The 19503-nt window shown below is 30.1% G+C and carries 20 protein-coding genes; 4 read left to right on the top strand and 16 right to left on the bottom strand.

The features are described 5' to 3' along the window. Nucleotides 1-9: 9 nt before the first annotated feature. Nucleotides 10-1014 carry a PorP/SprF family type IX secretion system membrane protein gene (locus AC1XJX_RS02935; RefSeq protein ID WP_482002467.1) on the bottom strand — a complete coding sequence of 335 codons (1005 nt, stop codon included), beginning with the start codon at nt 1012-1014 and terminating at the stop codon, nt 10-12. A 174-nt stretch (nt 1015-1188) separates the two neighbouring features. On the opposite strand from AC1XJX_RS02935, the gene AC1XJX_RS02940 reads away from it, so the two are divergent. The 4 genes from AC1XJX_RS02940 (at nt 1189) to AC1XJX_RS02955 (ending at nt 5467) form a co-directional block, all read left to right on the top strand. Further along, nucleotides 1189-2094 carry a NifU family protein gene (locus tag AC1XJX_RS02940; RefSeq protein WP_482002468.1) on the top strand — a complete coding sequence of 302 codons (906 nt, stop codon included), beginning with the start codon at nt 1189-1191 and terminating at the stop codon, nt 2092-2094. A gap of 83 nt (nt 2095-2177) precedes the next feature. Next, nucleotides 2178-4280, top strand: coding sequence for a thioredoxin domain-containing protein (locus tag AC1XJX_RS02945; RefSeq protein WP_482002469.1), 2103 nt, complete (start codon nt 2178-2180; stop codon nt 4278-4280). Then, the gene (locus AC1XJX_RS02950; RefSeq protein WP_482002470.1) at nt 4280-4633 is read left to right on the top strand and encodes a DUF1304 domain-containing protein; all 354 of its coding nucleotides are present in this window, start codon (nt 4280-4282) and stop codon (nt 4631-4633) included. Before AC1XJX_RS02945 ends, AC1XJX_RS02950 begins: the two co-directional genes overlap by 1 nt. Before the next feature lie 18 nt (nt 4634-4651). Then, a complete protein-coding gene (locus tag AC1XJX_RS02955; protein WP_482002471.1) occupies nt 4652-5467 on the top strand; it encodes a mechanosensitive ion channel family protein in 816 nt (271 codons plus the stop codon). Here AC1XJX_RS02955 and tsaB read toward each other — a convergent pair. The 15 genes from tsaB to AC1XJX_RS03030 all read right to left on the bottom strand — a co-directional run bounded on the left by tsaB (nt 5464) and on the right by AC1XJX_RS03030 (nt 19428). Next, a complete protein-coding gene (tsaB, locus tag AC1XJX_RS02960) occupies nt 5464-6135 on the bottom strand; it encodes a tRNA (adenosine(37)-N6)-threonylcarbamoyltransferase complex dimerization subunit type 1 TsaB (protein WP_482002472.1) in 672 nt (223 codons plus the stop codon). The genes AC1XJX_RS02955 and tsaB overlap by 4 nt on opposite strands. A gap of 1 nt (nt 6136) precedes the next feature. Next, on the bottom strand, nt 6137-7456 hold the full coding sequence (locus tag AC1XJX_RS02965; RefSeq protein ID WP_482002473.1) for a TolC family protein: 1320 nt from the start codon (nt 7454-7456) through the stop codon (nt 6137-6139). Between the two features lie 16 nt (nt 7457-7472). Then, nucleotides 7473-8597, bottom strand: coding sequence for an efflux RND transporter periplasmic adaptor subunit (locus AC1XJX_RS02970; RefSeq protein WP_482002474.1), 1125 nt, complete (start codon nt 8595-8597; stop codon nt 7473-7475). 12 nt (nt 8598-8609) lie between these two features. Next, nucleotides 8610-9854, bottom strand: coding sequence for an ABC transporter permease (locus AC1XJX_RS02975; protein ID WP_482002475.1), 1245 nt, complete (start codon nt 9852-9854; stop codon nt 8610-8612). A 2-nt stretch (nt 9855-9856) separates the two neighbouring features. Beyond that, the gene (locus AC1XJX_RS02980; protein WP_482002476.1) at nt 9857-11086 is read right to left on the bottom strand and encodes an ABC transporter permease; all 1230 of its coding nucleotides are present in this window, start codon (nt 11084-11086) and stop codon (nt 9857-9859) included. Continuing rightward, complete coding sequence (locus tag AC1XJX_RS02985; RefSeq protein ID WP_482002477.1) at nt 11079-11780, bottom strand: ABC transporter ATP-binding protein; 702 nt, start codon at nt 11778-11780, stop codon at nt 11079-11081. The genes AC1XJX_RS02980 and AC1XJX_RS02985 overlap by 8 nt, the downstream gene beginning before the upstream one ends. An 89-nt stretch (nt 11781-11869) precedes the next feature. Then, nucleotides 11870-12088: a hypothetical protein gene (locus AC1XJX_RS02990; protein ID WP_482002478.1), complete on the bottom strand. Its 219-nt coding sequence runs from the start codon at nt 12086-12088 to the stop codon at nt 11870-11872. A 2-nt stretch (nt 12089-12090) separates the two neighbouring features. Further along, a complete protein-coding gene (locus AC1XJX_RS02995) occupies nt 12091-12618 on the bottom strand; it encodes a DUF420 domain-containing protein (RefSeq protein ID WP_482002479.1) in 528 nt (175 codons plus the stop codon). Between the two features lie 44 nt (nt 12619-12662). Then, nucleotides 12663-13406 (bottom strand): SCO family protein, encoded by a 744-nt coding sequence (locus AC1XJX_RS03000; protein ID WP_482002480.1) that lies wholly within the window; start codon nt 13404-13406, stop codon nt 12663-12665. Then, a complete protein-coding gene (locus AC1XJX_RS03005; protein WP_482002481.1) occupies nt 13393-14115 on the bottom strand; it encodes a hypothetical protein in 723 nt (240 codons plus the stop codon). The genes AC1XJX_RS03000 and AC1XJX_RS03005 overlap by 14 nt, the downstream gene beginning before the upstream one ends. Nucleotides 14116-14212: 97 nt before the next feature. Next, complete coding sequence (locus AC1XJX_RS03010) at nt 14213-14593, bottom strand: cytochrome C oxidase subunit IV family protein (protein WP_482002482.1); 381 nt, start codon at nt 14591-14593, stop codon at nt 14213-14215. 19 nt (nt 14594-14612) lie between these two features. Beyond that, nucleotides 14613-15593, bottom strand: a complete 981-nt coding sequence (locus AC1XJX_RS03015) for a cytochrome c oxidase subunit 3 (RefSeq protein WP_482002483.1) — start codon at nt 15591-15593, stop codon at nt 14613-14615. 139 nt (nt 15594-15732) lie between these two features. Then, entirely contained in the window at nt 15733-16314 is a 582-nt protein-coding gene (locus AC1XJX_RS03020; RefSeq protein WP_482002484.1) for a cytochrome c oxidase subunit 3, read from the bottom strand. A 2-nt stretch (nt 16315-16316) separates the two neighbouring features. Then, nucleotides 16317-17171 (bottom strand): heme o synthase, encoded by an 855-nt coding sequence (gene cyoE, locus AC1XJX_RS03025; RefSeq protein WP_482002619.1) that lies wholly within the window; start codon nt 17169-17171, stop codon nt 16317-16319. Between the two features lie 157 nt (nt 17172-17328). Continuing rightward, nucleotides 17329-19428 carry a gliding motility protein RemB gene (locus AC1XJX_RS03030; RefSeq protein ID WP_482002485.1) on the bottom strand — a complete coding sequence of 700 codons (2100 nt, stop codon included), beginning with the start codon at nt 19426-19428 and terminating at the stop codon, nt 17329-17331. Nucleotides 19429-19503: the final 75 nt, after the last annotated feature.

Here is a 19503-nt window from a genome sequence, read left to right on the forward strand (position 1 = left end):
CCTCTTTTTTTAGTTTACCGCAGGACAATTACATTCATAACGCTCTCTTTTACAATCAAAATTATAACCTAAAGTTAATTGATGAAAACCACCATTTGTAAATACTACCGAATTTGTTTGATACGTATAATTATATGCAAACATAAACTCATTATAATTAACTCCTAAAATCGGTGAAAGTTGCTGCAACTTTTGGCTACTAACTGTATTCGAAGCTGTTAAAAACTCAGCACCATCTAAGCTTTGTCTGTAAGATAAAGCGCCCCATATTTTACCAAACTCCATTTGCTTATAAACTTTTGCATTAAAGTCCACGGTAGCCTCTTTGGTGCCATCTTTATATTGAAACATAATAGAAGGCTCATAACTCCATTCACTACCATACTTACTAAAAACATTTCCAACTGAGAATAAATAGCGTCTTAAATTACTTGTTATTTCTATATCATTATTAACTCCAGAATTTTTAAGCACATTTTTTATAGTACCATGTGCATAAAAATCAAGGAAATGATAAGAAAATCCAAAATCTATATTAAAATTAGTAGCATTTTGTACAATACCATCAATTATTGGATCTGGACCGTCAAATAAAAAGGTAGTTTCATCTAATTGATATTGAATAAAACCAGCACTTAAACCAAATGAAAGCATATTTAAATCAACTTCACTTCTGGAAAATAAAAGGTGATGTGCATAAGTAACATAGGCCCCTTTTTGTGAGTGATAACCGTTTTCATCAGCATATAAAATACCTCCTATAGCAGATGATGATTCTCCAATTCTTCCATTCATGCTTAAAGTTAAAAGTTTAGGTGCATCTTCTTGTCCAAACCACTGTTGTCTAGCAGTTAACCTAACTTTAGAACAGTTAGCTACTCCAGCCATAGATGGATGTATTAAATAATAATTATCAGTTAAATAATCTGTATATATTGGTAAGCCTTCTTGAGAAGTACTTATCTGCGATATAATTGCTAGTAAAATTACTAAAATGGTATTTTTCAATTTCATAAACTTTTTTGTCAAGTAGTTTTTATTAATACAAACGTCTTGATTCTTAAAAAATTACACATAAAAAAAGACAAAATTCTCATTTATCTTTAAAAGGCTTATAATTGGCAACAAATACCAAATATATGGATAACTAAAGTTTTCTTTTAGTATTTTTGTAAAAAATTAGTTGAAATGAATACTTTCAAGGTTTCTGTGCAAGAAACATCAAATAATGCTATAGTTAAATTTGAAATTAATCAGTTTATTACACAACATCAAAGTTTTGAATTTAATAATATTGATGATGCTAAACCATCCCCTTTAGCGCAACAATTGTTTTACCTTCCTTTCGTAAAAAAGGTATATATCTCAGGAAATTTTATTGCTGTAGAACGTTATAACATTGTTGAATGGCATGATGTACAAGATGAAGTTGCTGAACAAATTGAAGCATATTTAAATGATGGAGGCGTTATAATTGAAAATACTGCAACAGCAAATAAAAAAGTGCCAATTACTATTTATGCAGAGAGCACTCCAAATCCATCTGTGATGAAATTTGTTGCAAATAAAAAAATTGTAACTGCCCTTTTTGAATTCACATCTATAGATGAAGCAAAGCTTTCTCCTCTAGCCACTGAATTGTTTCATTTCCCTTTTGTAAAAAGTGTTTTTATTGACGAAAACTATGTATCTATTACAAAATACGATATTGCTGAATGGCAAGATATTACGATAGAACTTCGGGAATTCATAAGAAATTACATTGAAAACGGAAAAGAGGTTGTATTGCCCAATGCAGCTGAAACTTTAAAAAAATCATCAACACAACTTGACTCACATTACGAAAGTTTAGATGATACTTCCAAAGAAATTATAAATATTCTTGAGGAATATGTAAAACCAGCTGTAGCTAGTGATGGTGGTAATATTCAATTTATTTCATACGATGCTGATAGCAAAAATGTAAGCGTAATGCTACAAGGAGCTTGTAGTGGATGTCCATCATCAACTTATACTCTAAAAAGTGGTATTGAAAACATGCTTAAAGAAATGCTTAATGGCAAAGTAGAAACTGTTGAAGCCATAAACGGTTAATTAAATCTTATATTTCTTTCAAATATTCAAAAGTGTTCATTTAGTGAATACTTTTGAATATTTAATTTTATTAAATTTGATATATGAAGCATATCTCATTACTTGTAATTTCACTACTCATAATCAGTTGTAAAGGTCCAAATTCAAAATCCATGGAACATCAATTCACCAACAAACTTATTAATGAAACAAGCCCTTATTTATTACAGCATGCTCACAACCCTGTTGATTGGAATCCTTGGAATGAAAAAACTCTGAATCAAGCTAAATCAGAAAATAAATTAATACTCATAAGTGTTGGGTATGCTGCTTGCCATTGGTGCCATGTTATGGAACATGAAAGTTTTGAGGATAGCCTTGTAGCTCAAGTAATGAACAAAAACTTTATAAATATAAAAGTTGATAGAGAAGAACGCCCTGATATAGACCAAGTATACATGAATGCAGTTCAATTAATTACAGGACAAGGTGGTTGGCCATTGAATGTTATTACTCTACCTGATGGAAGACCTGTTTGGGGTGGTACTTATTTCAAGAAAGAACAATGGATGAGTGCTCTAGATCAAATTTCTAAATTATACATTGAAAAACCTGAAACTCTCAACGAATATGCTGATAAGCTACAAGAAGGCATCAAAGCATTAGATATTGTACAACTTAATACAAATGAGCCTATTTTTGAAAAAAATTATATTGAAAAAGCTATAGAAAACTGGTCTAAACAATTCGACCATACCTTTGGGGGTATGAATAGAGCTCCAAAATTTATGATGCCAAACAACTATCATTTTTTACTACGTTATGCCTATCAAACGAAAAACAAAGAATTACTAGATTATGTAAACTTAACCTTAACCCAAATGGCTTATGGTGGTGTTTTTGACCAAATTGGCGGTGGTTTCTCAAGATATTCTGTTGATAATAAATGGCATGTACCACATTTTGAAAAAATGTTGTATGATAATGCGCAATTAGTGAGCTTATATGCTGACGCTTATTTAATTACAAAAAATGAATTATATAAGAATGTTATTATAGAAACATTACAATATATAAAACAAGACATGACTAACTCCAAAGGTGTTTTTTACTCATCACTTGATGCAGATAGTAATACCCCAGATGGTAAATTAGAAGAAGGTGCTTTTTATGTTTGGAAAAAAGAAGAACTTAAAACACTTTTAAAAGATGATTTTGAGATTTTTTCAGACTATTTTAATATTAATATTTATGGGCTTTGGGAACATGAAAATTATGTTCTTATAAGAAAAGATGATCATGAAACTATCATAAAAAAATACAACATTGATAGTAAAGTTTTAATTGAGAAGCTTAATAAATGGAAATCTATTTTATTGAAAGAACGAAACAAAAGATCGAAACCCAGTTTAGATGATAAAACTTTAACCTCTTGGAACGCATTAATGTTAAAGGGATATTTAGATGCTTACCGAGTTTTAGGCAATGAAGATTACTTAATCTCTGCTAAGAAAAATGCTAATTTTATTTTAAATACGCAATTACGAGAAGACGGTGGCTTAAATCATAACTTTAAAAATGAGACAAGTTCTATTAACGGTTATTTAGAAGACTACGCATCCACAGTTGATGCTTTTATAAGTCTTTATGAAAGTACTTTAGATGAAAAATGGTTATATAGCGCAAGAGATTTAGCAAACTATACATTCGATCATTTTTTTGATGATACGAGTAAAATGTTCTTTTTCACATCTAATAATGATGCCTCTTTAGTATCAAGAAGCATAGAATATAGAGACAATGTGATTCCTGCTAGTAATTCTATAATGGCAAAAAATCTATACAAATTATCACATTATTTCGATAATGAGTATTTTAGTAAAACTGCTATGACAATGCTTAATAATGTAAAGCCTGAAATGCAAGAATACCCCTCTGGTTTTTCAAATTGGTTTGATTTAATGTTGAATTATTCTATGCCTTTTTATGAAGTAGCTATAGTTGGAGAAGCTGCAAATGAAAAAATTCATGATTTAAACAAAACCTATATTCCCAACAAATTAATTGCTGGTAGTACCTCAGAAAACAACATGCCTTTGTTAGAAAATAGATATAATCCAAACACAACGTTAATATATGTGTGTGTAAATAAAGCATGTAAACTTCCAGTAACAGATGTTAATGAAGCTATAAAACTATTAAAATAATGAATTTAATAACAATTATTTTGATTTTAATAGTAGTAATTGAGCATCTCTATTTTTTAATTTTAGAAATGTTCTTTTGGACAAAACCAAAAGGGATTAAAGCCTTTGGTTTAAAATCAAAACAGTTTGCAGAAGAAACTAAAGTTTTAGCAGCCAATCAAGGTTTATACAACGGTTTTTTAGCTGCCGGATTAGTGTTTTCAATCTTAAAAGATGATATTAAAATAACTGTTTTTTTTCTTGTTTGTGTAATTTTAGCAGGAATTTACGGGGCTTATTCTACAAAGCAATTAAAGTTATTTTATTTTCAAGGTATTCCAGCTTTAATAGCATTAATTGTAAGTTTAATTTAAAATTAACTATTTAAAAATATGGATTTAGAAAATATTAATACCCAAAAGTGGATTGATTTAGCAACAGAATTTAGCCTTAAAATTATTAGTGCTATCATTATTTTTATTATAGGTTCTTGGGTTATTAAAAAAGCACTAAAAGCCTCAAAAAAAATAATGTCTAAAGGAAATTATGATGAAAGTCTTCAAAAGTTTTTATCAAATCTTTTAGGCTGGGCCTTAAAAATAGTATTAATTATAGTAGTACTAGGAACTCTTGGATTAGAAACTACATCATTTGCAGCAATTATTGCTGCTGCAGGTTTAGCTATAGGTTTAGCATTACAAGGTTCGTTAGGTAACTTTGCAGGAGGTGTTTTAATAATGATTTTTAAGCCTTTTAAAATTGGTGATTTAATTGAAGCACAAGGTGAAATTGGAGTTGTTAAACACATTGAAATTTTTACTACTAAGTTAACAGGATTATCTAACAGAGAAATTATTATACCAAATGGCTCTTTATCAAATGGTAATATTATTAATTACACAACTGAAGGAACGCGTCGTGTTGATTTAACTTTTGGCGTAGGATATAATTCAGATATTAAAAAAACAAAAGAGGTTCTAATGCAAGTTTTAACGTCTCATCCAAAGGTGTTGAAAGAACCAGCTCCATCTGTAAATGTATCAGAATTAGCAGATAGTTCTATAAATTTTGCCGTAAGACCTTGGAGTACTGCTGAGGATTATTGGGACGTTTACTTTGGAATTACTGAAAATGTAAAAGAAGCCTTAGATGCAGCTGGCATTGAAATTCCTTACCCACATCAAGTTGAAATTAGAAAAAATGTTTAAGTTTTAGGTTTTAAAGCCACAAAATCTTTTAGATAATAAGGTTCAAAATAAGCAACATCTTCGGTGTCGCTTATTTTGTATTTATTAAAAGCCAATAGACTCATTTCATTTGCTGATGGAAATTTATCATCAACAAAAACAGCATTTGGATGATTAATTACATCTTTGGTTTTTTCTACGCCATTGCCAATAAAATAAACTAGATCTTTTTCCAAATAATCAACGAAAGCATTTTCGTGTAAAATTTGAGCTTCAGTTTCCCTTATTTGATTGTGATTAGAGTCAAAAATTGCAGAATACACTTCCATTCTACGAGCATCTAACATAGCAACAATAACACCTTTTTCACATATTACTTGATGCGATAAAGATTCTAAAGTAGGTATTGAAATTAAAGGCTTATTTAAAGCATAACACAATCCTTTTGCTGAAGAAACGCCAATACGCAAACCTGTGTAAGACCCAGGTCCTTTACTAACTGAAATAGCATCTAAATCCTTTAAATCTAAATTAGCTTCGGTTAAAATAGCATCAATAAAAACATGGAGCTTTTCAGCATGCGAGTAGTTTTTATCAGTATCCTCTTTTAAAACAATTGTTTTTCCTCCTTTAGAGAGTGAAACTGAGCAATTTGTTGTGGCTGTTTCTAAGTTTAAAATTATTGACACACTAATTTGTAATAGATTTACCCATGTAAAAATCTAAGACTTTTGTTTTAAAAACAAAATCATACTTAGCATTTATTAACGATGATTGTGCATTTATTAATTGAACTCTTGCCTGTTCAAGTTCAAAAGTATTTACACTACCAATATCAAATCTTTCCTTGACATTATTAAATGCTAATTCTTGTGAGCTAAGTGACTTTTTAGCAGCCACAAATGCTTTTAATGATGCTTGAGCATCTGTATAAGCACGTTGAATATTAGCTTCTAAATCTAGTTTAGCTTGATTTAAACGTAACTTACTATTTTCTTCTTGAACTTTAGATCTGGCTACAGAAGTTTTATTCTGAAATCTTGAAAAAATCGGGATGTTTACACTTACTCTAAAATTATGTGCTCTTTGCTCATTTAACTGATCTAAAAAAGAAGCTTCAGTATCGGTTAAATTTGTAAAAAAAGCACTCGTACCGTAAGAATAACCAGCAGTTACTGATGGATAAAAACCACCTTTAGAAATTTCAGTTCCTAGTTCAGCGCTTTCTATATTTTTTTTAGCAACTTTTATTTCATTTCTGTTCTCAAAAGCATAATTCAAAATAGGATTAATATCAGAATAAAGTAAAGCTTCAGAAGGTGCTTCTAGATTTATAATTTCAACATCAAAACCTTCATACGGGATTTGTAATAATTGTGATAAACCAAGTAATGCTAAATTATAGTTGTTTTCAGCTATAGTAACCTGTTGCGCATCTCTACTTAAAGTAGCCTCAGCATCATAAATATTTACTTTAGGTTGCACTCCTGCATCCACTAAATCTTGAACTTGTTCTAATCGTGTATTACTAAATTCATATTGAGCTTTTGCTATTTCTAATTGCTCTATGTTGAACAAAACATTTAAATAAGAGTTAGCAACATTTAAAGAAATATCATCCTTTATTCTATTTAACTCGAATTGATTTGCTTCTAAACTTAATTGAGATTGTTTGTACAGATTTGTTAATCTGAAACCGTTAAAAATTGTTTGATTGGTTCCCACAGACATATTGGTACTATTTGCTGTTCTATCAACAAACTGCCCTTGAAATAACTCTGTATTTCCTAAGGATAAACCTTGACTTAAACTACCACTAACTGAAGGTAAAAACTGTCCTTTTGCCTCAATAATATCTTGCTCATTAGATAACAATCTATTTTGAGCTTGTTTGATAGTAATGTTGTTTTCTAAAGCATAATCAACACACTCTTGTAGTGTCCACTTTTTTTGTTGTGCAAAAGCAGATACCACTACCAAAAACAAACATATAACTAAGTTATTTTTCATGAATATTGTTTTTGGATTAATTATTATCATCTTCGTCATCTTCGTTATCTTTTGATGCTTTATTCCAAACTTTTATTTTATCACCTAGTTTAACACCCTCTGTAATTTCAACATTTATCCCATCAGATAACCCTAAAGTAACATTTTCTTTTCTGTACTTATTATCTCCATCCAATATTTCAACAAAAGGTTTTTCAGTAATTCTGTTATATTGAAGTAACGCCTCTCTTATTGCAAGGATACTATCTTTAGCCTCTATATCAATTTCGGCATTTGCACTATAACCTGCTCTAATATTTATAACAGAATCAATTTTAACATCTGCTTTAATGGTGAATTGAACTGCACCATTTTCTTCAACACCTTTTGGTGCCACAAAAGTTAATGTTGCTGGAAACTCTTTATCATTAATTGCACCTAAAAGCACTTTAATTTCCTTTCCTTCTTTTAACTTTCCAACCTCAGCTTCATCAACTTTACCCTCAAAAATCATCATACTCATATCGGCAATAGTTGCAATAGTAGTACCTGCATTAAAGTTATTACTTTGAATAACTTGGTCTCCTTCGCGAATAGGAATTTCTAAAATAGTCCCAGAAATTTGAGCCATTATATTGGTGTTTGCAGAACTTCCTCCTGAGATGGAACCTTGCTTTATAATTTGATAATCATTTTGTGCTTGAGCATAAGACTCTTTGGTTTGATTAAATGACAACTCACTATTTTCAAAATCTTGCTGAGATATAACACCTTTTTCAAAAAGCGCTTTATTTCTATCGTATAATATTTTTGAATTATCATAAGAAAACTTTGACGATGCAATTCTACTTTTTGCGCTTACTAAACTTTGCTCGTTAGGGACCACCCTGATGGTAGCAATTAAATCTCCTTTTTTTACAATATCACCCTCTTCAACAAGTATTTTATCAACGATACCAGAAATTTGAGGTTTTAATTCAATCTCTTCTTCTGGGTTTAATTTACCCGTTGCAACTGCTTTTGTATTTATTGATGTGTAAAAAGGCTCTTCTACTTTAAACTCATCAATAGATTTTGAATTAGAATCTTTAAAGTATTTTAATACGAATACTAATAGTAGTATGACAATTACTGCTAAAATAATTTTTACTGTTTTGTTCATTTTTTTGATTGTTTATTCTTCTCTTAATGCTTGAATTGGTTTTATACTTGTGGCTTTAAATGCAGGAATTAATCCTATTAAAGTTCCTAATATTACTAATATTATTAATGCTATAAATACTACAGCAATTGATACAGATGCATTAACTATAGCTGCATCTGGGCCTTGCCCAAATGCAGCATCTAAGCCTATTAAAATCCATCCACCTGTTATAATTCCAAAAATACCGGCTACTAGTGTTAAAAATACCGCTTCAACGACAATTTGGCGTTTAATTTCAAAAGGTGTTGCACCTAAAGCTCTTCGAACACCTATTTCTTTAGTGCGTTCTTTCACAGTAATTAATAATATATTACCAATAGCAAAAACACCTGCAATTAAGGTAGCTATACCTACAAACCATGTTAGAAACTGCATGCCGGTTAAAAATCCTGTGATTTTAGCAAACTCTTTACCTAAATTAAAACTTCCAAAAGCACGCTTATCCTCAGGATGAATGTTGTTCAAATTTTTTAATAACAATTTTGCATCCTCTTCAATTTGTCTAATATCAAATTCTGGTTTACCAGTAATCATCAACCATCCAATCCTATCACCTCTATTATAAATTTGCTGAAAAGTTGTAAAAGGAATATGCATATCTGTTGAGGGTCCCATGTTTACATTACCATTTTCAAAAAGACCCACAACCTTAAAATTAATACTATTAATTTCAACGTATTCCCCAATTGCTAGTTCATCTTTCACAAACAATTGTTTGTAAGCATCTTCAGAAATAGCCACAACTTTTTTATTGTCGTCTATATCATTTTGATTGATGAAACGTCCGTGAATTAGCTTTTTCTTTTGTAATTGATCTAACAAAGGATAATCTCCAGCCATTTGAAAACTTCCTGATAAAAAGTTTCGAGTTACTGTTGCTCTTGTTTGATTTCTTGGAAGTACAAACTCTATACCTTCTACATTTTCTTCTATCTTTTTTGCGTCAGATAATGTTAATCTTACTTGTTTTCCTTCTTGAAAACCTTTAAAGGGCATACTAGTACTCTGCCCCCAAACAAAAACACTATTAGTAGCAAAACTTCCAAATAATCTATTGAATGAATTTTCTAATCCTCTTGCAGAACCTAATAATCCTATAAGCAATAAAATCCCCCACCAAACACCTACCATAGTAAGAATAGACCTTAATTTATTTTTACTGAGGCTATCAGAAACTTCTTGCCATGTATCTCTATCAAATAAAAATCTAAACATAATTAATCGTTTCTTAAAGCTACTATTGGTTTGATTTGAGATGCTTTCTTTGCAGGTAAATACCCTGCTATGGTTCCTGCAAGAACTAATGTGACTGTTGCACCTACTACCAAACTATTACTTACCCCAGGATCTTTTATAAAATAATCTTTTAAACTAGGCCCTACTAACTCTAAAACTCCAACACCTACCAAAAGTCCAACATAACCTGCAATTGCAGTTATTATTATAGACTCGATTAAAATGATTGAAACTATTGATCTTGGTGAAGAACCCAATGCTTTACGAATTCCAATTTCTTTAGTACGCTCTTTAACAATAAAAATCATGATATTACTTATACCAACTATACCTGCTATTAATGTTCCGAAACCTATAACTAAAATTATTAAAGTTAAACTCGTTGTTAAAATATCTACTTGTTTTGTGCCTTCAGCCATATTCCACATTCTAATAGCCCTCTGGTCACTTCTAGCTACATCAAATTTATCTTTCAAACTATTTTTAATTGAATTGCCAAAAGCCATAGCTTGATCAGAATTCATTTCAGGATCATAAGTTAAATGCATTATATCAACAAAATCATTATTGCCATACACAAATTGTGTTGTAGTAATTGGCATATAAATAACGCTCTCTTCGCTATCACCCTCATCATCTGTAAATACACCTACAATTTTATATTGAATACCACTAAGGTTGATATATTTACCTATGGCACTTTCTTTAAAAAACAAATCTTGCTCCACTACCCTTCCAATAACTACAACTTTCGATTTATTGTTTAAATCGTTTTGATTTATGTAGCGCCCTTCTTTTACAACATTGTTTTCAATAAACATGTATTCTGGGTAAACACCTCTTAGCTCATAGTTATTTTTCTCACCTTTAAAAGAGGCATTAACACTTCTATTTACTTTTGAAGTAATGAACTGCACCTTATCTCCAAATTTCTCTTTTATAAAGTCACGATCTTCATTTTTAAATTGAATTTGTCTTCCAACTTGAAGTCCTTTGTATGCTTTGGTTGTTCTTCCTGGAAAAATAACAATAGAATTATTAGCATCGGTTCCAAAAGCTTCTTGAAACGTGTTTTGTAAACCATTTGCAATACCAAAAAGTATTGCAAATAATAAAATAGCAAAAGCCACCGTAAAACCAGAAAGCAAACTTCTGGTTCTATTCATATTAATACTCTGAAATATTTCTCTCCAAAGACCTAAATCAAACATACTGTTCTGCTCTAACTTGTTCTACTTTTTCGTCTTCTATTATAATACCATCTCTAAGGCGAACAATACGTTTACACATATTTGCTATGTCCTCCTCATGAGTTACCATCAAAATAGTTTTACCTTCATCATTCAAATGCTGAATAAAAGCCATAATTTCATGAGAAGTTTTAGTGTCTAATGCACCTGTAGGCTCATCTGCGAGAAGTAATTTAGGGTTTGCAGCCAATGCCCTAGCGATAGCAACACGCTGATTTTGACCACCTGAAAGCTCTTTTGGTAGATGTGTTGCCCAATCTGCTAAACCAACTTTTTCTAAATGAAACATGGCCTTTTCAAGGCGTTCTTTTCGTTTCATACCCTGGTAATATAGTGGCAATGCAACATTTTCAAGGGCATTCTTATAATTTATTAAATTGAAAGACTGAAAAATAAATCCTAAAAATTTATTTCTATAAACAGCCGCTTTCTTTTCTGTTAAGTCTTTTATTGCCAATCCATCTAAAATATAATCACCAGAATCGGCTTCATCCAACATCCCAATAATATTTAATAGTGTTGATTTACCAGACCCTGATGACCCCATGATAGCTACCATCTCACCTTCTTCTACGGTTAAATCTATTCCTTTTAAAACATGTAAACTTGAGTCACCTATAGGATAGGATTTATGAAGTTGATTTATTTTTAACATTACTTTGATTGATTAGTGAAGCACATAAGCTTTATAGTTAGACTTACTTTGCAAAGAAATGTTACATTAAACGTTAAAAAAAATTTTTGTTATTTATTTAACGTATTGTATTTCTTGTAAATAAAGACCCCTAAACCCGCTACAAGTATATAGGGGATGGCCATCAAATAAACTATACCATCATTTATTCCTTCTGCTACAGTTTGACTTTCTTCGCTCTCTAAAACTGCTCTACACATAGCACACTGAGCATTACTTCCTAGAAGAAAGAGAAAAGAAAATAGAAAAAAAAATATTTTTTGCTTCATTATTATAAGTAAAAAGGTGAAATCATAACATAAACTATAACACCTGTAACAGCAACATATAACCATAAAGGAAATGTTATCTTAGCTATTTTTTTATGCTTTTCAATATTTTTAGTAATAGCTCTAACATATGTAATTAAAACAAATGGAATAACTGTAACTGATAAAAGAATATGACTAATAAGTATAAAATAGTAAATGAGTTTGTAATTGCCCTTATAACTTGTTGAATCACTCGTCATGTGATACAAAACATACATAACTAAAAATAAAACTGAAAGTAAAATGGCAAACTTCATCAGTTTTTCATGTAATTTTCTATTGCCTTTTTTAATTTGAATAACGGAAAAAACTAAAACAAGTGCTGTGATAGCATTTATAGTAGCATAAACTGGGGGTAAAAAAACAGGGAGTTCTAAATCTATTTTAACTCTAAATAAAATAGCTACTACAACAGGTATTGCAATTGATAAAGCAACTATTAATTTGTTATATTTTTTATCGTTTGTAATTTTATTATCTATACTCATATTTTTACTTTAATATTATAATTAGTTAAGTGAAATAAATTTTTCTATTCTTTTAAAAGCTTTGCAATATCTTCTTTTAAAATACTTATCTCTTCATAGACACCATCTTCATCTACTTTTTCTTCCTCTGATATAATACCTCTATAATAAATTAAAGGATTTCCATTTTTATCTTTTCGAGAACGAATAAATCCATTTTTATCTATTAATGCAAAGTTTCCTGAATGCTCAAAACCTCCAATAACATCTTGATTTTCTGCAGCATAAATATAAAAGCCTGCATTGGCTAAATTATAAATTTGTGCTTTATCTCCAGTTAACAAGTTCCAATTAGTATTTGTAATGCCATATTTCCCAGCGTATTCCTTAAGAACTTCGGGTGTATCAAAATCTGGATTTATAGTAAAAGAAGCCACTCCAAAATTTTCAAAATCTTTAAATGTATTTTGAATTTGCACTAAGTTTAAATTCATTCTTGGACAAATGGTAGGACACGTCGAGAAAAAAAATTCTACGACATAAACTTTACCTAAATAATCATTGTTAGTTATTATTTCTCCGTTTTGATTTGTAAAACTAAAAATAGGAACCTTTCTACTTTCTCCATTGTTATCAATAAAAACTAAATCTGAAACTGTGTTATTTTTATTACTAGCATAATCAGTTCTACTTTCATTTCTTATAACATCTCTATTAGAAACTCTATCAACTATTTTGGGAATGAATATGATTCCAAAAACAAGTATAATAAAAGCAATACCTATAAATGAATAATTAGTTTTTTTCATCTTCTTGAATTAAATCGTTAGCTCTTCTGGTATCAGAATTAAACTCTCCTTTTCGCTTTTGACGGTACTCAGTAAATAAAACTCTTAGATCATCACTCATTTTGTTTTTAACCTGAGCTACCTCAATACAATCAAAAGAATATAACCCATAAGTTAATTTCTTTTTTTCAATTTCTTTATCTGTTCTATCATCAATACGACCTCTCTGATTTAAATCCTTGTCTATTACAAATACATGATTTGTTGATAAATCTAGATTGATATTCACTTTACTTTTTAAACTATTAAAAACATTTAGAATATCAATTTCTTCACCAAAGACGAAATGCCAAAAGCGCAAATCTTCATAAGAACTTATTTCAGCTTTAAGTTTATCAACAGATAATTCGGTACCAATTGGCATTAAAATTACTATTTGAAACTTCTTAAAACCTTTAAATTTATCGTAAACTAATTCTTTCAAATTAGAGGCTGCAATGGAGTTTATAATAGGGTTTTTACCCAAAAAGCCTAAAACTGTTATATGATCTTTCAATAAAATTTTATCCTCAGAGATTGAAGTAAACCTATCTAAATCTATAACCCCCTGGTTTACAATATCAAGAGGCTTATAATTATGAGTAGCTGGGTAAAGAAACAATAAAAATATTACTGGAAGAAAGAATAAAATCCCTAAAACAACATATCTACTAACTTTCTTTTTATACATCAAATTACAAATTATTATACTGTTTTTTTTATAGTGCAAAAATAAAAAAAGGCGGTATAAAAAACGCCTAAATATATCTATTTAACTAAAATTTTAATTAAAAATCTCTTTTAATAAAACCATTATCGTAAACTCTAAAAACATAACCTCCTTCTTGCAATAAAATAAAGATTAGATATAAAATTAAGAATACTGCAGTCCAAACAACCATTCTTCTTAATGCTTTTGTTTCATCTCGCATATGCATAAAATCCCAAGTGATGTAATACGCTTTCACAATTGTTAATATGATGAAAATCCAATTAAGTAGTTTCATATACAATACTTTAACCATTAAAGATTCTGGCTTATAAATACCTAAAACTACCTCAACAGCTGTAATTAATGATAATAATATCAATACTCCCCAAATTTTTTGGGTATTAGATTTAAACTTAATTAAGCCTCTTAATATTTCTAATTTATGTGCATGTGCCATTTTCTGTAAAATATAAAAATTAAACTAGGTAAAAGAATGTAAATACAAATACCCAAACTAAATCTACAAAGTGCCAGTATAAACCAACTTTCTCAACCATTTCGTAGTTTTTACGTCTTTCATAAGTTCCTAAAATAACATTAAAGAAGATAATGATGTTTATAACAACTCCAGAAAAAACGTGAAATCCGTGAAACCCTGTTATGAAGAAAAAGAAATCTGCAAACAAAGGCGAACCATATTCGTTTACACGCAAATTAGCACCTTCTACTACCTCTTTCCCGTTATTTTTTAATTGTTTTAACGATTCTTCTCTTGACAATACTGTTTTGTGTCCATGCTCATCAAGCAATTGAGTTCTCACCAAAATATTTTCATGACCCTCTAAACCATGAATAACCTCTTCTACTGTATAAGTTGGAAGTGTACTTTCACTTACAAACCATAAACCATTTTTACGTTCATGCTCAGTTCTTTCTTTATGTTCTGCAACAACAAAATCTCTTAAAGCAACACGATGCCCGTCAGTATCAACAAATTGTAAAATATTCCCTCCTTTAGTTTGAATAGCTCCAAAATCGCCTTTTATAAACGTTGCCCATTCCCAAGCTTGTGAACCAACGAATATTAAACCACCAATAATTGTCAAAAACATGTAAATTGTTACTTTGGATTTGTTTAAATGGTGTCCTGCATCTACAGCTAAAACCATAGTTACAGATGACATAATAAGAACAAATGTCATAAAAGCTACATAAATCATTGGCAACTCTTGACCATGTAAAAATGGCACGTGAGTAAACACTTCATCGGCAATTGGCCAAGCATCAATAAATTTAAATCTTGAAAATCCATAGGCTGCTAAAAACCCCGAAAAGGTTAAAGCATCTGAAACAATGAAAAACCACATCATCATTTTTCCGTAACTTGCATTTAATGGTTCATTTCCACCTCCCCAAGTTTTACCTTCTGTTCCAGTATTTACAACTGTAGTACTCATATAAAATGGTTGTTATTTAAAAGTTGCACAAAAATAATCAATTTATTTATCTAATAAAACATCCTACACTAAATTATGCATACTTTAAATAAAAGCTTCAACAGGATGTATAAAATGACCTTTAAAGAATTTATAAAAATTATCCAACAAAATATAAAAACAAAAAGAGATATACCCAAAGAATATCTATAAAATGCCAGAAAGTTGATGCTAATTCAAAACCTAGCATTTTGTTTGCATTATACTTTTGTTTAAAATGATTATAAATTACTACTATTAAACAAATAAGACCAACTAGTACGTGTAAAATATGGACTACAGCTATTAAATAGATATATGACATGGTTACATTACTAGTTGGTCCAGTAAAATTATAACCTAAATCTATGATCTGTTGAAAACCAGAAAATTGATTAAAAATAAAAATGACACCCAAAATAAGTGTAACAATCAACCACATAGATGTTAATTTGCTATTACCATTTTTTAAAGCTTTTTTTGCCAAAAGAAAAGACAGACTACTTAGTACAATTACAGCTGTACTTATTACAAAAGCATTTGGCAAAACAAAATCTTTTAACCAATCTGGCCTAGAACTACTAACAACAAATGCACTCGTCCAGCCTGCAAAAGACATGATAAGTGATATGATACCAAACCATAGCATCATTTTTTTAGCTCTACTATTTTTTTCCTCTAATGTACCTTGAGTTAAATCCATGGTTATCTTATAAATTTATCTATTACATAAACAATTTGAACTAATGATATGTATGAGACACTCACTAACATCAATTGTTTTGCTGCTTTTTCAGTCATTTTATTAAATAATCTTATTGCATAATACAGCATCCATAATCCTAAAATAAAAACGATGACAGCCGACACTATTGATAATTCTAATCTACCTGTAAAACCAAAAACTGGTATTATTGATACTATCAATGTCCAAATAGTATACATGATAGTTTGCACTGCTGTACCTTTATCTTGTTTTCCAGTTGGCAACATGAAAAACCCACCTTTTTTATAATCATCAAATAAAAACCAGCCTATGGCCCAAAAGTGTGGAAATTGCCAAAAAAACTGTAAAGCAAATAAGGTACCTGGTTCTATCCCAAAATCATCCGTAGCTGCTACCCATCCTAACATAAATGGGATTGCGCCTGGAATTGCGCCAACAAAAACAGCTAAAGGTGTTTTTGTTTTTAAAGGCGTATAAACACAGGTATACAAAAATATAGAAATAGCACCAAACATAGCTGTTTGCCTGTTTATGGTATACAAAATAATAATACCTAACAAAGTAAAAATAGAAGCTATAATAAATGCCTTTGTTACAGACATACGACCAGATGGGATAGGTCTGTTTTTTGTACGATCCATCAAGGCATCTAAATCTTTTTCAATAATTTGATTAAATGCGTTCGAAGCACCTACCATAAAATAACCTCCAAAGGCCAACAAAATCAATGTTTTAAAATCAACCGAATCAGCACCTAACAAATATCCTGCTAATGAAGAAAAAACCACACTTAATGCCAATCGCATTTTAGTGATTTCTTTAAAATCATACATTAATGTAGGGTTTTTTATAGCTGTTTTTGTTTTGCCCAAAATAATAGTTAATAGCACAAAGTTATTTGCGAGTGCAAAGATACTCTATAAAAGCAATTTGAGCAATGGTTTTTTAATTGAAAAATCTTTTTGAAAAATTAAACAAGAAACTAAATTATTAAAAATCAAAATACCAATTAAACAAATCAGTTCTAAGTCCAAAATTAAACCATACCGTGTTGCTTTTATAAGTTGTTGCTGTTATGGCATCTGGATTAAAGTTTCTAACGGTAATATCTGTAAAAATCTTTAAGTTAGAAGCTGGGTTTAATACATATCCTGCTAGTAAATTCCCGTTAAATATATTGCTTTTTATGCCTTGTCCTAATACAACACCCGTATCAAATGGTCTATCGTTATAATTTCTATAAACATCGCCACCATAACTAAAATTATCGGTCCCATCATTAAAATCAAACCCTCTAACTCCAAAAACTAATTTCGCATCGGCAAACCAACGTTTGTAATGATACCTTCCTATTAAAATTGCTTCACTAAAATTGGCTCCCCACAAATGAGCCATAGATTGATTATTGTGCGCATAATTTGTAGCTATGGTATTGTGTGAGTAGGTATATGGCCTTACTCTATTATATTCAAATTGAAGTAATAAATTATCAACTTTAAAAGCATTGAAATACTTAATCCCTATTTGATAACCAAACTTGTTTTTCCAACTTTTGTTTCCGCCTTTAATATCGTTTAATGAAAATTCATCTAAAATAAACTGACTGTACATATTTATATTATCAGTCCACTTATATTTCGCTGAAGCTCCCATAATGGCATTTCCAGCAGCTTGTCCCGTTTCAAACTCTATAGCTCTATAAAAAATTATTGGGTTTAAATAATTGACATCAAAACCACGATTGTTACTATTAGTCCAAATAACAGATTCAAATAAACCTAAATTAAAACGTTTAGAAACATTCCAACTTAAGTAGTGGTTTGCCATATATTTAGTTAAAAAGGCACCATCTTCAGTCACTTCCGGCCTTACGTCTTTTAACCACATCCAAGTATTGGTGTATTTTATTTTCCAAAACTTGGTGTTCAATTTTAAAAATGGATGCGGACTTGCTACATCACTAACTAATAGAGTACGATACCCGTCACCAATAAAATTCTTTCCATGTCCAAATTGAATGTTTAAAAACTTAGCTGGCGAGTACGATAAATAAGCTTCAGCAACAGGATAATCATAAGAATCTGTTTTAAAACGTTTTGCTATACCACGACCAGGAATAATTGCCGGATCTGGACCAAAAGCTCTTAAACTCTCAGCATAATCATTAACATATTGCGCAAATCTGCCCTGACTTTCAAAAACTGATGTATAAAAGTTAAATTTTTTACCAAGACCTCCTTGTACTAAAAAGCCTCTTGTATTATTGTAAGTGGAACTAAAATTTGCTTCGGTATCTTTCCCTACTTGTAAATCGAAAATAGGATCTATAGTAAACCAATAATCTTTACTTTGTACTTCTACTAAATGTTCGTTCCATAGTTTTTTACTTACCCAAGTATCAGCTTCTTTTTTTAGCTTTTCTTTCTCCGTTTTAAAATCGTAGTATTTTGAAACCTCTTCGTAAATAAATGGCTTTGAAGCCGTGTGACTATTTGTACCTATAAGATTCATATTCCTTTCAAATCTAGCATAATCACTATGCGTAAACTGAATATTTAATTGGCTACTGTATGCTTTATTTTCAAAATCAGTTAAACTAGAGTTAACACTTTCGTACTCATTTTGTATGGCATTTTCTATACGAGATATTTCGATAGACTTTTCTGATTCTTGTGAGGCTATATTCTGTTTTACTAATGGAATCCTTATAGGGATTGCATATTGTTTAAATGTTTTCCTGCCATTATATGTCGCTGATTTTACTTTGGGAAAAGTTGAAAAAACACGAGTAACTTCCTCTTTCAATTCATTATAAATAGCTTCAATGTATATTATTTTGAATACCCCAACAGTATCAACCTCAAATATTACACTAACTTCTCCTTTGTAATTTTCTTTGGAAACGATTTCTGGAACCTTAAAATTCTGATAAATATGATCAAAAATGTTTTTGTTGAAACAATTCTGTAAAGAATCAATTGATACGTTTCCGCAATTAGTAAAAATAGGAGGTTTTTCAAATAAAAACTTTTCTTGAGAATAACTATTAAATTGAAATAAAAGTAGGATGAGTACAATGAATTGCTTCATTTTATTGTAAATTGGTTTAAAATTGAAAGATACTATATTTTTAATTATACAATAATATAAAAAACCGTTATCAAT

Source organism: Flaviramulus sp., from assembly GCF_982512915.1.